This is a genomic window from Paraburkholderia agricolaris (genome assembly GCF_009455635.1).
Lineage (GTDB): Bacteria > Pseudomonadota > Gammaproteobacteria > Burkholderiales > Burkholderiaceae > Paraburkholderia > Paraburkholderia agricolaris.
On the sequence record NZ_QPER01000001.1, the window covers coordinates 1,103,120 to 1,118,722 of the forward strand.

The window sequence follows — 15,603 nt, forward strand, 5'->3', positions numbered from 1 at the left end:
GCCAGCCATACCGTCGTGACGGCGAGGGCGGCGAGGCGGCTTTGAGCACACAAGCCGTCCCGTCGTCAGTCGGCCGCTCCCGGTGCGGTATTGAGCCGCAGTGCGGAGCTTTCAACGAGATAACGCACCTCGCATCATCTCGCAATCGCATGCACACTCCCACGCAAACGTTCGCGCCCCATCTTTTTCGCCTAATCTGTAGAACGGCGCCCGCAGCTCCGCTAAACCGGCAATTTCACCGCGTGAACGCCTTTCACCTCGTAATCCCACTGTCACATCCGTTTCACGGTTAGTCACGTTACTGTCACAAAGAGACCCTAAGCTTCGCGGTGTTCGTGTTATTCGCTCACACCGCTCACACCCTTGGAGGTCTCATGAAATTGATGCAAACCGTGTTCGCTGGCGTCGCTGGCGCGCTTTTCGCGATCGCAGCGCAAGCCGCAGACATCACCGGCGCGGGCAGCACCTTCGCAGCACCGATTTACACGAAGTGGGCTGACGCCTACCAGAAGTCGGGTGGCGGCAAGGTCAACTATCAAGGTATCGGCTCGTCGGGCGGTATCAAGCAGATCGAAGCGAAGACTGTTGATTTCGCAGGCTCGGACGCTCCGCTGAAGGACGATGAACTCGCGAAGGCAGGTCTGTTCCAGTTTCCGACGGTGGTCGGCGGCGTGGTGCCGGCTGTCAACGTGCCGGGCGTGAAGGCGGGTGAACTGACGCTGTCGGGCGAAGTGCTCGGCGACATCTACCTGGGCAAGATCAAGAAGTGGAATGATCCGGCAATCGTCGCGTTGAACCCGAAGCTCAAGCTGCCGGATACCGACATCGCCGTGGTTCGCCGCGCTGACGGTTCGGGCACCACGTTCATCTGGACGAACTACCTGTCGAAGGTCAATGCGGACTGGAAGGCGAAGGTCGGCGAAGGCGCAACGGTCAGCTGGCCGACGGGTACGGGCGGCAAGGGTAACGACGGCGTCGCCGCTTTCGTTCAACGTCTGCCGGGCGCAATCGGCTACGTGGAATGGGCATACGCGAAGCAGAACCACATGACGTACGCAGCCATGAAGAACTCGACGGGCGCCGTGGTCGAGCCGAAGACGGAAACGTTCAAGGCAGCGGCAGCGGGCGCGGACTGGTCGAAGTCGTTCTACCAGATCCTGACGAACGAGCCGGGCAAGGACGCATGGCCGATCGTCGGCGCAACCTTCGTGCTGCTGCACACGGCGCAGGACAAGCCGGCGCAAGGCACGGAAACGCTGAAGTTCTTCGACTGGGCGTTCAAGAACGGCACCCAGGCTGCAAACGATCTGGATTACATCTCGCTGCCGGATTCGGTAACGGCTGAAATCCGTTCGCAGTGGAAGTCGAAGGTGAAGGACGCCACGGGCAAGGCTATCGCCGAGTAAGCGAGGCGGTAAGCAGTAGGCATGCAGCAAGACATTGGCCGTCCTCATTCGAGGACGGCCAATGGCATTACCCCGACACTACGTCAGCTTTATCCGCCGCACGACAAGTGTCATACGGCAACTGGAAACAGGTCCATCAGGCTCTCATGTCCGATATCCAACTAGCGTCTGGCGCGTCGAGATCGACACCGCCTGGCAGCGCGTCGCAGCAGAAAGCCCCCAGTCGCGCCGGCGACGTCATCTTCGGCGGCCTCGCCCGTCTCGCCGCCATCATCACGCTGTTGCTGCTCGGCGGCATCATCGTTTCACTGGTCGTCGCCTCCATGCCGTCGATCAAACAGTTCGGCCTCGCGTTTCTGTGGACCGCCGACTGGGATCCACCTAGCAAACAATTCGGCGCGCTGGTGCCCATTTACGGCACGATCGCGACCTCGCTCATCGCACTTATCATCGCGGTGCCCGTCAGCTTCGGCATCGCGCTTTTCCTGACCGAACTCGCGCCCGCGTGGCTGCGCCGTCCGCTCGGTATCGCCATCGAACTGCTCGCCGCGATCCCGTCGATCGTCTACGGCATGTGGGGTCTGCTGGTGTTTGCACCGATTTTCGCCACGTGGTTCGAAAAGCCGCTCGGCACACTCCTTGGCGGCATTCCTATCGTCGGTGCGCTGTTTCAGGGTGCGCCGATCGGGATCGGCATCCTGTGTGCCGGGGTCATTCTTGCGATCATGATCATCCCGTACATCGCCTCGGTGATGCGCGATGTGTTCGAAGTCACGCCGGTCCTCCTGAAGGAGTCGGCGTACGGCATCGGCTGCACGACCTGGGAAGTGATGTGGAAGATCGTACTGCCCTTCACCAAGAGCGGTGTGATCGGCGGCGTGATGCTCGGCCTCGGCCGCGCGCTCGGCGAGACGATGGCCGTCACCTTCGTGATCGGCAACACCAATCTGCTCGACAACGTCTCGCTGTTCTCGCCGGGTAACAGCATTACCTCGGCGCTCGCCAACGAATTCGCGGAAGCGGATCCGGGCCTGCACACGTCGGCGCTCATGGAACTCGGGTTGATTCTCTTTGTGATTACTTTCATCGTCCTCGCAATCTCGAAGGTCATGCTGCTTCGCCTGGAAAAAGGGGAGGGCGCGAAATGAGCCAGCCTACCTTGAATATGCCGGGTTCGAACGACGCCGCTGCGCTCGAAGCAATGCGCGTGCGTCTGCAAGGCCGCCGCCGCGCGAAGAACGCGGTGGCGCTGACCATGTCGCTCGCGGCCATGGCCTTCGGCCTGCTGTGGCTGGTGTGGATTCTCTATACGACGCTGCGGCTGGGCATCGGCGGTTTGTCGATCGAATTGTTCACGCAATCCACGCCGCCGCCGAACACCGATGGCGGCGGTCTCGCCAATGCGATTGTCGGCAGCGTGATGCTGGTTGCGCTGGCAACCTTCGTCGGCACGCCGATCGGCATTCTGGCGGGGGTGTATCTCGCCGAGTACGGTCAGAAGGGCTGGCTTGCCAGTCTCACGCGCTTCATCAACGACATTCTGCTGTCGGCGCCGTCGATCGTCGTGGGCCTGTTCGTCTACGCGCTCGTCGTTGCGAAGATGGGGCACTTCAGCGGCTGGGCCGGCGTGTTCGCGCTCGCGCTGCTGCAGATTCCGATCGTGATCCGTACCACCGAAAACATGTTGAAGCTGGTGCCGAATGCACTGCGCGAAGCCGCTTTCGCGTTAGGTACGCCGAAGTGGAAGATGGTGCTGTCGATCACGCTGAAGGCATCGATCGCCGGTATCGTCACGGGCGTGCTGCTCGGTGTCGCGCGCATTGCCGGTGAAACCGCGCCGCTGCTGTTCACCGCGTTGTCGAATCAGTTCTTCTCGATGGACATGAACCAGCCGGTCGCGAACCTGCCGGTCACGATCTACAAGTTCGCGATGAGCCCGTTTGCGCAATGGCAATCGCTCGCGTGGGCCGGCGTCTTCCTGATCACGCTCGCGGTGCTGGGATTGAACATCCTCGCGCGCACGATCTTTTCGAATAAGTAAGGGCGGAGTGTAATCCGATGAATATGGCAGAAACTCAACTCAATCCGACCGCGCGTCCCACGGCGCCCGCCGGTTTCGATCCCGCCCAAAGCGGCCAGGCGCAAGCGCCGTCGCGTCCGAAGATCGAGATCAACGATCTGAACTTCTTCTACGGCAAGTATCACGCGCTGAAGAACATCAACCTGCGCATTCCCGAAGGCAAGGTGACCGCGTTCATCGGCCCGTCGGGTTGCGGCAAGTCCACCTTGCTGCGCACGTTGAACAAGATGTACGCGCTTTATCCGGAGCAGCGCGCCGAAGGCGAAATCCTGATGGACGGTGAAAACCTGCTGACCTCCAAGCGCGATATTTCGCTGCTGCGCGCGCGGATCGGCATGGTGTTCCAGAAACCGACGCCGTTTCCGATGTCGATCTACGACAACATCGCGTTCGGTGTGAAGATGTTCGAGACACTGCCGCGCTCGGAAATGGACGACCGCGTGGAGTGGGCGCTGACCAAGGCCGCGCTGTGGAACGAAGTGAAGGATAAGCTGGGCCAGAGCGGCTACGGTTTGTCTGGTGGCCAGCAGCAGCGTCTGTGCATTGCGCGCGGTATTGCGATCCGTCCTGAAGTGCTGCTGCTCGACGAGCCGTGTTCCGCGCTGGACCCGATTTCCACGGGTCGTATCGAAGAGCTGATCGCTGAATTGAAGAGCGATTACACGGTGGTGATCGTCACTCACAACATGCAACAGGCCGCACGCTGTTCGGACTACACTGCCTATATGTACCTCGGTGAACTGATCGAATTCGGCGATACCGAAAAGATCTTCATCAAGCCGGTCCGCAAGGAAACCGAGGACTACATCACTGGCCGCTTCGGCTAAGCCGCCGCGCAAAACAAAGGGGTACGACATGTCCGATAAACATTTGTCCAGCCAGTTCGACGCCGACCTGAACCTCGTTTCCTCGAAGGTGCTCGAAATGGGCGGCCTGGTCGAGTCGCAGATCGTCAACGCGATGATCGCGCTCAACAACTTCGACCTCGACGTCGCCGAACAGGTGATCGCGGCCGAAGAGCGCCTGAACACGATGGAAGTCGAAATCGACGAAGAGTGCAGCAACATCATCGCGCGCCGTCAACCGGCCGCACGCGATTTGCGCCTCCTGATCGCGATTTCGAAGACCATCACGAATCTAGAGCGCGCCGGCGACGAAGCCGAAAAAATCGCCAAGCGCACCAAGCGTCTGATGGAAGACGGCGCGTCGCGCACTATCAATATCGCCGAGATCAAATTGTCGGGCGAAATGGCGGTGTCGATCCTGCGCCGCGCGCTGGACGCATTTGCGCGCCTGGACACGGTGGCCGCCGCGCAGATCGTGCGCGACGACAAGGCGATCGACGAAGAATTCCGCGCTTTCGTTCGCAAGCTGATTTCGTACATGACGGAAGATCCGCGTTCGATTTCGGTGGGCCTCGATTTCCTGTTCATCGCCAAGGCGATCGAACGGATCGGCGACCACGCGAAGAACATCGCCGAATTCATTATTTACATCGTCAAGGGCACCGACGTGCGGCACAAGTCGCGCGACGCGCTCGAACGCGAAGCGCTAAGTTAATCCAGAGATAAGGACCAGAGGTGCCGATGCCCAGCAGCATTCTCGTCATTGAAGATGAGCCCGCCATTTCCGAACTGATTTCGGTCAATCTTCAACACGCCGGACACTGCCCGATTCGCGCGTACAACGCGGAGCAGGCGCAGAACCTGATCAGCGACGTGCTGCCCGACCTCGTCCTGCTCGACTGGATGTTGCCGGGCAAGTCAGGCATTGCGTTCGCCCGCGATCTGCGCAACAACGAGCGCACGAAGCACATTCCGATCATCATGCTGACTGCGCGTGGCGATGAACAGGATAAGGTGCTCGGCCTCGAAATCGGTGCGGACGACTACGTCACCAAGCCGTTTTCGCCGAAGGAACTGATGGCGCGTATCAAGGCGGTGTTGCGCCGCCGTGCGCCGCAGTTGACCGAAGACCTCGTGGCGATCAACGGTTTGAAACTCGACCCGGCAACGCATCGCGTCGCCGCGCATGCGGAAGGCAGCGAGATCAAGCTCGATCTCGGCCCGACCGAGTTCCGTTTGCTGCACTTCTTCATGACGCACCCCGAGCGCGTGCATAGCCGCACGCAATTGCTCGATCAGGTGTGGGGCGACCACGTGTTCGTCGAAGAGCGCACGGTGGACGTGCATATCAAGCGTTTGCGCGCGGCGCTCAAGCCGGCCGGATGCGATGCTATGATTGAGACGGTACGCGGCAGCGGCTACCGGCTCGCGAAGAGCGCCTGACGCCTGAGTTCGCGGTAGTACCTTTCTCTTCGATCGCTAGAACATGAACATCATCTGGGCACGTTCCATCGTGTCGGTCGTGCTGCTGGCTGTTCTGTGCGTGGTGGTCGGCGCACTCGTGAACGTCAAGGCAGGACTGATTCTCGCGATCGTCATGCTGCTCGCGCAAAGTCTCTTCAGCACCTTCCACAAGCAGCGCTTGTGGCGTTTGCTCGATGCGCCGGTCTACGGCGAAGTGCCGAGCGCCCCCGGCATCTGGGGCGAAATCTACTACCGTCTGCATAAGCTCGCGAAGCGCTGGCACGCGCAGGTGCGCCAGGTCGAGCAGCAGCATTCGCGTTTCATCCAGGCGATCCAGGCGTCGCCGAATGGCGTGGCGATGCTCGACGATCACGATCAGATCGAGTGGTGCAACGCGATCTCCGAACTTCATTTCGGGCTCGACGCGAAACGCGATCTGCGTCAGCACATCACGCATCTGGTGCGCCAGCCGGATTTCGTGCGTTACCTGAATTCGCAGCGCTACGAACAGATGCTGATTATGCGCGGCATGGGCGACAAGCGTCAGAACGTGCTGTCGGTGCAGGTGTTTCCGTACGGTGAAAATCGCAAGCTGGTGCTCTCGCAAGACATCACCGAGCTGGAGCGTACCGACGCGATGCGGCGCGACTTCGTCGCCAATGTCTCGCACGAATTGAAGACGCCGCTGACCGTGCTGTCCGGTTTTCTCGAGACGATGCGGGAATTGCCGCTAGGCGAAGCCGAGCGTGCGCGCTACCTCGAGTTGATGGAGCAGCAGGCCTCGCGCATGCGCCATATCGTCAACGACTTGCTGGTGCTCGCGAAACTCGAAGGCGACAACAAGCCGCCGAGCGATCAGATGATCGATATGCGCGCGGTGTTGCGCCATCTGAAGGACGACGCGCAAAGCCTGTCGAGCGACCATCACAACATTGTGTTCGACGCCGACGAAGGGCTCACCGTCACCGGCGTGGAAACGGAAATACTCAGCGCGCTCGGCAACCTCGTGACCAATGCGATTCGCTATACGCCGGACGGTGGAGCAATCACGGTGACCTGGCACGGCAACGGCGGCAGTGCGGTTTTCTCGGTCACGGACAGCGGCCTGGGGATTCCGGCCGCGGACATTCCACGTCTGACCGAGCGCTTCTATCGTGTCGACCGCAGCCGTTCGCGGGATACGGGCGGGACGGGCCTCGGTCTCGCCATCGTCAAGCATGTGCTGCAACGGCACGATGCGCAGCTCGACGTGAAGAGCGAGGAGGGGCGTGGCAGCACGTTCACCGTGCGCTTCCCGGTATATCGTACGGCGCGCCGGCAACCAGCGCCGGTCTAGGAGTCGTGGTCCGAAAAAAAGCCCGCCTGTAGCAAAGGCGGGCTTTTTTACGCACGTCGCCGCTGCAGCGGCGGCCGAACGCGATTACTCACTCACGAACAGAATTTCCCCAGCAGACTCATCTGCGCATTGCGCGAGGATTTGCCCGGCCGCCGGCGCCGATAGTGACCGTCGCTTTGCATGAGCCACGCGGACTGGTTGTCGCCGAGAAACGCCGATAGGCCTTCGGCAATCACACGCCGTTTCAGGCGACGGTTGTTGATCGGAAACGCCACTTCCACACGCCGGAAGAAGTTGCGGTCCATCCAGTCGGCGCTCGACAGATACACCTGTTCCTTGCCGTCGTCGTAGAAATAGAAAATGCGATGATGCTCGAGGAAGCGCCCGACAATCGAACGCACCGTGATGTTCTCGGACAAACCCGGCACGCCCGGCTGTAACGAACACACGCCGCGCACGATCAGATCGATCTTCACACCGGCCTGCGAGGCCTCGTACAGCTCGGCGATCACGGTGGGTTCGAGCAGCGCGTTCATCTTCGCGACGATGCGCGCCTTTTTTCCGGCGCGCGCGTGAGCCGCTTCCGCGCGAATCGCCTCAACCAGTTTCGGATGCAGCGTGAATGGCGACTGCCACAACTCGTGCAGCTTCAGTTCGCCGCCGATACCGGTCAGTTGCTGGAATACGTGGTGCACGTCTTCGCAGATCTGCTGATCGGCGGTCATCAGGGCGAAGTCGGTATAAAGACGCGCGGTGCGCGGATGATAGTTGCCGGTGCCCAGATGCACGTAACGCTTGAGCGTTGTCTTGCCGCCCGACGATACCCGCCGCACGATCAGCATCATCTTCGCGTGGCATTTGTGACCCACCACGCCGTACACGACGTGCGCACCCACCGCTTCAAGCTGCGACGCCCAATTGATATTGGTTTCCTCGTCGAAGCGCGCGAGCAGTTCGACCACCACGGTCACTTCCTTGCCGTTGCGCGCCGCCTGCATCAGCGCGTCCATCAGCGGGGAATCGGTGCCGGTGCGGTAGATGGTCTGCTTGATGGCCATCACGTTCGGGTCTTTAGCCGCCTGCAGCAGCAATTCGAGCACCGGCTGAAAGCTTTCGTAAGGATGATGGAGCAGCACGTCGCCGTGGTCGATCACATCGAACATGCTCGCACTGTTGGCGATCTGCGCCGGAATCGCTGGAATATGCGGCACGAATTTCAGATCGGGCCGGTCTACCATCTCCGGCAACTGCATCAGGCGCACCAGATTGACGGGGCCGTTGGCGAAGTAGCAATCCTTGGTGGTCAGGCTGCTTTCGTCGAGCAGGCGCCGCACGACGTGCGTGGGCGTATCCGCCGACACTTCGAGCCGCACCGCGTTGCCCAGATGCCGGGCCGGCAGTTCACCTTGCAATGCGACCCGCAGATTGGTGATTTCGTCTTCGTCGACGAATAGTTCGCTGTTGCGCGTGATGCGAAACTGATTACAGGTGCGCACCACCAGATTCGGAAACAGCTCGCCGACAAAGCGCTGCAGCAACGAGCTCAGCAGCACGAAACCATGCGGATAGCCCGACAGTTCCTGCGGCATGCGCACGAGCCGGGGCAGGGCGCGCGGCGCCTGCACGATGCCCATCATCGCCTGACGGCCGAACGCATCCTTGCCTTCGAGTTCGACCACGAAGTTCAGGCTCTTGTTGAGCACGCGTGGAAACGGGTGAGCCGGATCGAGGCCGATCGGCGTGAGTACCGGCAGCAGTTCGTCGAAGAAGTAATTACGCGCCCATTCGGTCTGCGCTTCGTTCCACGCTTCGGTGCCGTGAAAATAGATACCTTCTGTTTCGAGCGCGGGGAACACCGTGTCGTTCAGCATGGTGTACTGACGATGCACGAGCCGCTGCGCGCGCTCGACCACGAGGTCATATACGTGCTGCAGCGACATGCCGTCCGGCGACATAGCGCCGGGGTTGTCGCGCATCTGTTCCTGCAGTCCGGCCATGCGGACTTCGAAGAATTCGTCGAGGTTGCTACTGGTGATGCAGATGAAGCGCAGGCGTTCGAGCAAAGGGACGGCGGGGTCGGCAGCTTGTGCCAACACACGCTCGTTGAAACCCAGAATGCCCAGCTCGCGATTCAATAAGGGGTAGCGGATGGACATCGGCAGCGAGAATGGAATGTCAGGAAGGGAGACGAAAAGACGCTCGGAAATTCTCACAGTATGATGACGTTGTTATGACATTCGGAATGTTATAAATTCTACGCCGTAATCGTCACGTGTCGTAATTGTGACGCAGTGCGTGTGGGACCATAGGGCACCCCCATCACTGCGAGGCGACATCGTGAGGCCCGGTACGCTTAGAATGGCGTCTTTCAACAGCGCGGCCGGCCATAAGGCGCCCAAGGCACCGAATGGACATCCGGCACCTTCCGCATCCAACGCCGCCGCACACGCGCGCACGGAGTTCGCTTACTCGATGGTCAATACTCCACAACTGCTTGCTGCCGTCGACCTCGGCTCGAACAGCTTCCGGCTGATCGTCGGCCGGGTAGAGGAAACCGATGCAGGCAGCCAGATCTATCAGGTCGACGCGTTGCGCGAGCCGGTACGTCTTGCCGCCGGTCTGTCGCGCGACAAGATGCTCGACCGCGCCTCGCAAGTGCGCGGCTGGGACGCGCTCAAGCGTTTCGGTGAGCGCTTGCGCGACTTTCATCCCGATCACGTTCGCGCCGTCGCCACCAATACGCTGCGCATAGCCAAGAACGCCAGTGAGTTTCTCGGTGAGGCGCAAGCGGCACTCGGCTTCCCGATCGAGGTGATCGCCGGGCGTGAAGAAGCGCGTCTGATCTATGCAGGCGCAGCACACTCCGTGCCTGCCAGCGCGGGCAAGCGTCTCGTGGTGGATATCGGCGGCGGTTCGACGGAATTCATCATCGGCTCGCACTACACGCCGATCAAGATGGAGAGCCTGTATATCGGCTGCGTGAGCCATAGCCGCGCGTTTTTTCCCGCGGGGAATGTCGACGAATACACGATGCGCCAGGCTGAACTCGCCGCAAGCCGTGAAATTCAGATCATTTCCGCGGAGTACAAAAAAACCGGGTGGGAACAGGCCATTGGCTCGTCGGGCACCGCGCGGGCGCTTGCCGAACTGGTCGAGGCCAACGGCTTCAATGATCCGGGCATCACGCACGGCATCTCGCGCGGTGGGCTCGAGCGTCTCAAACGTGCGTTGATCAAGGCGGAGAACGTCAATCGTCTGAAGTTGATCGCGCTGAAGGCCGATCGCATTCCGGTGTTGGCAGGCGGTCTGTCGATCATGATCGCGGTGTTCGACGAACTCGGCGTGGATTACGTCGATACGACAGACGGCGCGTTGCGCCTCGGCGTGCTGTACGACTTGCTGGGCCGCGCGCAGCACGAGGACATGCGTACGCTGACGGTGGAAGGCTTCATGCGCCGTTATGGCGTGGACCGCGCACAGGCCGGGCGTATCGGTGAACTTGCGGTGCGCTTTTACGATCAGTTTGCCGAGCCGGATGAGGAGCGGCGTACCGAGAACCGCATGTTCCTCGGTTGGGCTGCGGCCTTGCACGAAATCGGCTTGTCGATTTCCCACAGCGCCTATCACAAGCATTCGGCCTATATCGCCAGCAACGCCGATATGCCGGGGTTTTCGCGCACCGACCAGGCGCGGCTTGCCGCGCTGGTGCTCGGTCACGCCGGGAAGCTCGGCAAGCTGTCGCAAACGCGCGAAGTGGAATGGCCGCTGTTGTTCTGTCTGCGGCTGGCAGCGCTGCTGTGCCGCCGGCGTGCGGATGTCGGCCTGCCGGGTATCGCGGTTGCGCAGGTCAACGGCGGTTATGAGGTGCGCTTGCCGAACGAGTGGGTGGCTAACAATCCGCTGACCGATTACAGCCTGATCCAGGAGGCTGCGGAGTGGGAGAAGGTTGGCATTCCGTATCGTGTGGTCTACACCGACGATTGAAATCGACGCGCTGTAAATGAAAAGCCCGGCGGATTCGCTGGGCTTTTTTTATCTGTATCGCCAGCCGGCTGAAGCTGCCGGCTGGTGTGCGCGGGCTTGCTCGATGCTTACGATGCTTAGCGCGGTGAGGCGTCGCCGAGGAAGTGCCGTGCGTAACGCGCGTTGATATCCGTCAGGCGCAACAGCGTTAGAAAGTCCGCTGTATTGAAGTCGGGATCCCATGCCGGCGCGCCGCAGATCTTCGCGCCGAGGCGCAGATAACCTTTCACGAGCGGCGGCGGTGCAACGTCGGCGCCGGTCTGCAGTTCTTCGACCGGCAACGGCGTGTGCGGAAACGCGCGATATTCCGGCGCCGTCAGCGCGTTGTCGCGCAGCGAGCAGTAAAGATTCGCTGCGTAGTGGCCACCGTCGACCATCGCGACGCTCGCGCAGCCGAGCATCGTCTCGTAGTTGTTGTGCTGCATGTACGCGGCGAGCCCGGCCCACAGCGACATGATTACCGAGCCGCTGCGATAGTCCGGGTGTACGCAGGAGCGGCCCACTTCGACCATTTTTGCGCGCAGGTGCGTGAGACGCGACACGTCGAATTCGCTTTCGGCATACAGGCGCCCGATACGGGCGGCCTGGTGCGGCGGCAGTGCGCGATAGGTGCCGACCACCTTTAGCGTGTCGAGATCGCGCACCAGCAGGTGATCGCAGTATGAGTCGAACGCATCGACGTCGAGGCCCGCCGGACCCGTCAGGCGCGCACCCATTTCATCGGCGAATACACGGTAGCGCAGACGCTGGGCCTCGCGCAGTTCCTCGTCGGTGCGTGCCCATGTGACTTGCAGGCGATGCTGGGCGGTGACCGTCTCCTCGGCGCGCGGCAGACGGCGCGTTTCGAAGATGGAAGCCAGGGGCAGGGTGGGCGTCGGCAGTTCTCGCATGTGGCGTCCTGGTCGAAAAGAGGGAGATTTCTTTTTTCGCCAATGTAGTAACGCCTGGTGACGCTCGCATGGCAAAGCCATGACGATTAGGTGACGGCCCGTAAGCTGCGTGCGCGCGGCTTGTAATGTCGTGGGCCGCGCGGGCCGTGTTCGCGGTATGTGTTGTTTCCGCGCGACCGGCCTAGACCAGATCCGGGCTCATCGCCGCGCGCAGCACGGCTTGGTCGTCGCCGTCGCGTTCTCGGCTTTCGATCCACCACAGGCCGGCTTTCTTCAGCGGCCAGCTCGCTTCGCTGTTGCCGAGCAGACGCGCCGCAACATGGCCGAGGGTCGGTTGATGGCCGACGATCACAACGGTCGGCGCAATGCCTTTTGACCAGCCGGCGGCCGTGAGCACGTCGTCCGCGCTGGCGTTGGGCGCGAGTTCGCGCACCACGCGATACTGATCGCTCAAGGTTTCCGCGGTCTGGACGGTACGCACGGCGGGACTCGCGAGGACGATGGCATCGTCGGGCAGGCGGGTGCGTAGCCATTTGGCGACGTTTTGCGCCTGTTTGCGGCCCTTCGTGGTCAGCGCACGGGCGAGATCGCTCGGGGCGAAATCTTCGGCTTCGGCGTGACGCCAGAGAATCAGATTCATGCGTGTCTCCTTGACGCTGGTTGCGGCGTGAATAGCGGCGCCGGATATCAATCACTGTCGCATGCGCGCTCGTGAGGGCGCAAGGCGGTGGCGCGGGTGAGGAGTATCGGTGCGGGCGTATGCCGCCGACGGCGCCTATAAGGAGGTGAGCATGAGGCAGCAAAGCAATCGCCCCTGGGTACCGGACGCCAAAAAGCAAAAACCCGCGAAGCCGGAGGCGACGCGGGTTTCGTACTGCTTTTTTCGTGGTCGGAGCGAAAGGATTCGAACCTTCGACCCTCTGATCCCAAATCAGATGCGCTACCAGGCTGCGCTACGCTCCGACGAATCCGAGATTCTACGTGGCATTAGGTGCCAGAGTCAACCACGAATTGCGTCGGAGTGAAAAAAGGCCTAACCGTCGACGAAGTTTGTCCTCTCAATGCCGGCGGCGCATCCAGTGCGGCATGTGCTGGTGCGCGATCCAGTGGTGCAGTAAGCCTTCGCCGTCGTGTTCGCGCCTGTAGGTCCTCGCTTCGAAAATCGACAGGGCAAGCAGCACGAGCAGACCTATTGCAAGTCCGATCAGACCTGCGATCGATTCAGCGTCCATGGCAGTCTCCTATGACACGCAACTGTGCCTTTATAGTAGGTCACGCGTAACAAAATGGGAGGTGGGAGACTGCTTACGGCGACTTCGTCGAATGCGAATTGCAGGTAGACTCTCGGCGCTTCATTGCCGTTATCGTCATTCTGTATCGAGAGTCTATGAACCGCGTTTTATTGTTTGCGTTGATGCTGACCGCCGGACTCGCCGGCTGTGCCAACGATGCTTCCGGGCATCATGGCGGCCCGCCGCCGAAAGATCCCGTCGATTACCACGGCGTACCTACCGACGACCGCCCGCCTGTGATAGCGCCAGCGCCCTGAGCGCCTACTGGTAACAAAAGCGAAGCGCCGGCGCGGGCACGCCGGTGCTTCTGACCCGCGCAGACTGTTTGCGCGGAGAGCGCGGGCTGCAGTTATTCTAGGGCGCGGTGCGCGCGCGATATGTGTGCGCTTGTTTCAAGCCGTAAGTAACCGTGTACGGCGCTGCGGGAATGAACGCATAGCGTGCCGTTCATCCGTGGCGGATCGAGCACGACGTGCGCGTTCCTAAGACAAAACCATGCACCGTCGGCACGCCGGACGCTGCAGCAAAGGTCATGCGGCGACGCCTGCCATGCCACGTACAACGCCGGGCAGGAAGCGCGCAAGCGTGAGGCCGCGCGCCGCCATGAAGATCAGCATGGCGGCCCACAAACCGTGATTGCCGTATAGCGCCAGCAAGGCCCACGAAGCCACGACGAACACCGCAAACGACACCACCATCGACGTCATCAGTTCATGCGTGCGCGTGGCGCCGATGAACACGCCGTCGAGCAGAAACCCCCAGACGGAGATCACCGGCAACAGCGCGGCCCACGGCAGATAAGTCTCGGCCGTGGCACGCACCGCTGCCTGATTGGTCAGGCCGCCGATGATCCATGATCCCGCACCCCAGTACACCAGCGAGAAGCCCAGTGCGCCGAGGGCGGACCACAGCGCCGTCACCCTGATGGCCTGCGCGAAAGCGTGCCGGTCGCGCGCGCCGATCGCAGCGCCTACCAGCGCTTCGGCAGCGTGTGCGAAGCCGTCGAGTCCATAGGCCATGAAGGTCTGAAAATTGAGCAGCAGCGCGTTGGCGGCAAGCGTGACATCACCCTGCCTCGCACCGAGATGCGCGAACCAGCCGAACGACGAAAGCAGGCAGAGCGTGCGCACAAAGATATCGCGATTCAGCACGATCAGACGCTTGAGCGCGGCAGCGTCGAACAGGGCGGCGCGGTTCAGCGCAGGCAGGCCACGCGGTCTGCCGTGCCACAGCAATGCCGCGCTGAGGACGAAGCCGAGCGCGTCGGCCGTGGCCGTGGCCGCGCCGATGCCGGCCACACCCCAATCGAATACGTACACGTACAGCAGCACCGCTGCGATATTCACGCTGTTGATGAAGACCTGCGAGAGTAGCGCGAGCCGAACCTTCTGCGTGCCGAGCAGCCAGCCGAGCGCCACATAATTGCCGAGCGCGAGCGGCGCGGCCCAGATGCGCGCGTGACAGTAGATTTGCGCGTGGCGTTGCACTGCATCGCTGCCGCCGATCGCGCGCAACGCGTAGCCGATCAGCGGCATTTGCAGCAGAAGCACCGCTGCACCGATCACTGCCGCGAGCAACAGTGCGCGTACGACGGTGTTGCGCAATTCGGTATGGTCGCCCGCGCCGTGTGCTTGCGCGACGAGACCGGTGGTGCCCATGCGCAGGAAGCCGAAGCCCCAGAACACGAAGTTGAAGAACAGGCCGCCGAGGGCCACGCCGCCAAGATAGGAGGCGCCGTTCAGATGGCCGGCAACCGCGGTGTCGACCGCGCCGAGAATCGGCTGCGTCAGATTGGCGAGGACGATGGGGAACGCCAGCGTCAGCACCCGGCGGTGCCAGCGCACCGGAACCGCGGGTGGCGCCGCGGCCGCGCCGCCCGCCAGGGGGGCTTCGTTCGGGGCCTGCGCCGGGTCGCTCAATTACGTTCCTGCACGCACACCCATGGCGAGACGACCACTGCCCACAGATCGGGATCGCGCGCCGCGAAATCGGCGGCGGTTTCCGCCTGCACACGCTCGACGAGGCCGGCCGACAGCCATTGCGTGACTTGTGTGGTGTCGTCGCTGGCAATGGCCTCCGCGACGCTCACCAGATCGATATCGCGCGCAACGCGCAGCAGTATGCCGCGCGCAAAAAAGCGTTCGAGTTCGACCCAGCCGATCTTGGCGGTTTCGGCGAGCAGCTTGGCATACAGCGGGCTATGAGTGGCGTCGTTGGAAGTCATCGTAAGCGGGTTCTGACGGGGCCGTTACTATAAACCATCGGCA

Annotated in this window: 14 protein-coding genes and 1 tRNA gene; 8 read left to right on the forward strand and 7 right to left on the reverse strand. The window is 61.7% G+C overall.

Annotated features, from left to right (window positions below):
- Nucleotides 1–374 precede the first annotated feature (374 nt).
- From pstS to phoR, 7 genes are all read left to right on the forward strand, one after another.
- A complete protein-coding gene (pstS, locus tag GH665_RS05050; RefSeq protein WP_153134916.1) occupies nt 375–1,406 on the forward strand; it encodes a phosphate ABC transporter substrate-binding protein PstS in 1,032 nt (343 codons plus the stop codon).
- A gap of 146 nt (nt 1,407–1,552) precedes the next feature.
- Nucleotides 1,553–2,554, forward strand: a complete 1,002-nt coding sequence (pstC, locus tag GH665_RS05055; RefSeq protein ID WP_153134917.1) for a phosphate ABC transporter permease PstC — start codon at nt 1,553–1,555, stop codon at nt 2,552–2,554.
- Nucleotides 2,551–3,447, forward strand: a complete 897-nt coding sequence (pstA, locus tag GH665_RS05060) for a phosphate ABC transporter permease PstA (protein WP_153134918.1) — start codon at nt 2,551–2,553, stop codon at nt 3,445–3,447. The genes pstC and pstA overlap by 4 nt, the downstream gene beginning before the upstream one ends.
- Before the next feature lie 17 nt (nt 3,448–3,464).
- Nucleotides 3,465–4,313 (forward strand): phosphate ABC transporter ATP-binding protein PstB, encoded by an 849-nt coding sequence (gene pstB / locus GH665_RS05065; RefSeq protein ID WP_153134919.1) that lies wholly within the window; start codon nt 3,465–3,467, stop codon nt 4,311–4,313.
- 28 nt (nt 4,314–4,341) lie between these two features.
- Entirely contained in the window at nt 4,342–5,046 is a 705-nt protein-coding gene (gene phoU / locus GH665_RS05070) for a phosphate signaling complex protein PhoU (protein WP_028199154.1), read from the forward strand.
- Nucleotides 5,047–5,072: 26 nt separating this feature from the next.
- Entirely contained in the window at nt 5,073–5,774 is a 702-nt protein-coding gene (gene phoB / locus GH665_RS05075; RefSeq protein WP_028199153.1) for a phosphate regulon transcriptional regulator PhoB, read from the forward strand.
- Between the two features lie 43 nt (nt 5,775–5,817).
- Nucleotides 5,818–7,131: a phosphate regulon sensor histidine kinase PhoR gene (gene phoR / locus GH665_RS05080; RefSeq protein ID WP_153134920.1), complete on the forward strand. Its 1,314-nt coding sequence runs from the start codon at nt 5,818–5,820 to the stop codon at nt 7,129–7,131.
- 92 nt (nt 7,132–7,223) lie between these two features.
- Here the strand turns inward: phoR and ppk1 are convergent, their stop codons facing one another.
- Nucleotides 7,224–9,287: a polyphosphate kinase 1 gene (ppk1, locus tag GH665_RS05085; RefSeq protein ID WP_153134921.1), complete on the reverse strand. Its 2,064-nt coding sequence runs from the start codon at nt 9,285–9,287 to the stop codon at nt 7,224–7,226.
- A gap of 202 nt (nt 9,288–9,489) precedes the next feature.
- Here ppk1 and ppx point away from each other — a divergent pair, with 202 nt between their 5' ends.
- Complete coding sequence (ppx, locus tag GH665_RS05090) at nt 9,490–11,115, forward strand: exopolyphosphatase (protein WP_153134922.1); 1,626 nt, start codon at nt 9,490–9,492, stop codon at nt 11,113–11,115.
- A gap of 116 nt (nt 11,116–11,231) precedes the next feature.
- Here the strand turns inward: ppx and GH665_RS05095 are convergent, their stop codons facing one another.
- From GH665_RS05095 to GH665_RS05115, 6 genes are all read right to left on the reverse strand, one after another.
- Nucleotides 11,232–12,044 carry a GNAT family N-acetyltransferase gene (locus GH665_RS05095; protein WP_153134923.1) on the reverse strand — a complete coding sequence of 271 codons (813 nt, stop codon included), beginning with the start codon at nt 12,042–12,044 and terminating at the stop codon, nt 11,232–11,234.
- Nucleotides 12,045–12,225: 181 nt separating this feature from the next.
- Nucleotides 12,226–12,684, reverse strand: a complete 459-nt coding sequence (sixA, locus tag GH665_RS05100; RefSeq protein ID WP_153134924.1) for a phosphohistidine phosphatase SixA — start codon at nt 12,682–12,684, stop codon at nt 12,226–12,228.
- Between the two features lie 246 nt (nt 12,685–12,930).
- A tRNA-Pro gene (locus GH665_RS05105) sits at nt 12,931–13,007 on the reverse strand.
- A 95-nt stretch (nt 13,008–13,102) separates the two neighbouring features.
- Nucleotides 13,103–13,276, reverse strand: a complete 174-nt coding sequence (locus tag GH665_RS38660; protein WP_167530905.1) for a hypothetical protein — start codon at nt 13,274–13,276, stop codon at nt 13,103–13,105.
- A 590-nt stretch (nt 13,277–13,866) separates the two neighbouring features.
- On the reverse strand, nt 13,867–15,255 hold the full coding sequence (locus tag GH665_RS05110; RefSeq protein ID WP_153134925.1) for an MATE family efflux transporter: 1,389 nt from the start codon (nt 15,253–15,255) through the stop codon (nt 13,867–13,869).
- Nucleotides 15,252–15,560 carry a DUF2288 domain-containing protein gene (locus GH665_RS05115; RefSeq protein ID WP_153134926.1) on the reverse strand — a complete coding sequence of 103 codons (309 nt, stop codon included), beginning with the start codon at nt 15,558–15,560 and terminating at the stop codon, nt 15,252–15,254. Before GH665_RS05115 ends, GH665_RS05110 begins: the two co-directional genes overlap by 4 nt.
- Between the last annotated feature and the right edge of the window lie 43 nt (nt 15,561–15,603).

Coding starts and splice junctions, on each gene's coding strand:
- pstS (WP_153134916.1), top strand. CDS start 375: ATGAAATTGATGCAAACCGTGTTCGCTGGCGTCGCTGGCGCGCTTTTC.
- pstC (WP_153134917.1), top strand. CDS start 1,553: ATGTCCGATATCCAACTAGCGTCTGGCGCGTCGAGATCGACACCGCCT.
- pstA (WP_153134918.1), top strand. CDS start 2,551: ATGAGCCAGCCTACCTTGAATATGCCGGGTTCGAACGACGCCGCTGCG.
- pstB (WP_153134919.1), top strand. CDS start 3,465: ATGAATATGGCAGAAACTCAACTCAATCCGACCGCGCGTCCCACGGCG.
- phoU (WP_028199154.1), top strand. CDS start 4,342: ATGTCCGATAAACATTTGTCCAGCCAGTTCGACGCCGACCTGAACCTC.
- phoB (WP_028199153.1), top strand. CDS start 5,073: ATGCCCAGCAGCATTCTCGTCATTGAAGATGAGCCCGCCATTTCCGAA.
- phoR (WP_153134920.1), top strand. CDS start 5,818: ATGAACATCATCTGGGCACGTTCCATCGTGTCGGTCGTGCTGCTGGCT.
- ppk1 (WP_153134921.1), bottom strand. CDS start 9,287: ATGTCCATCCGCTACCCCTTATTGAATCGCGAGCTGGGCATTCTGGGT.
- ppx (WP_153134922.1), top strand. CDS start 9,490: ATGGCGTCTTTCAACAGCGCGGCCGGCCATAAGGCGCCCAAGGCACCG.
- GH665_RS05095 (WP_153134923.1), bottom strand. CDS start 12,044: ATGCGAGAACTGCCGACGCCCACCCTGCCCCTGGCTTCCATCTTCGAA.
- sixA (WP_153134924.1), bottom strand. CDS start 12,684: ATGAATCTGATTCTCTGGCGTCACGCCGAAGCCGAAGATTTCGCCCCG.
- GH665_RS38660 (WP_167530905.1), bottom strand. CDS start 13,276: ATGGACGCTGAATCGATCGCAGGTCTGATCGGACTTGCAATAGGTCTG.
- GH665_RS05115 (WP_153134926.1), bottom strand. CDS start 15,560: ATGACTTCCAACGACGCCACTCATAGCCCGCTGTATGCCAAGCTGCTC.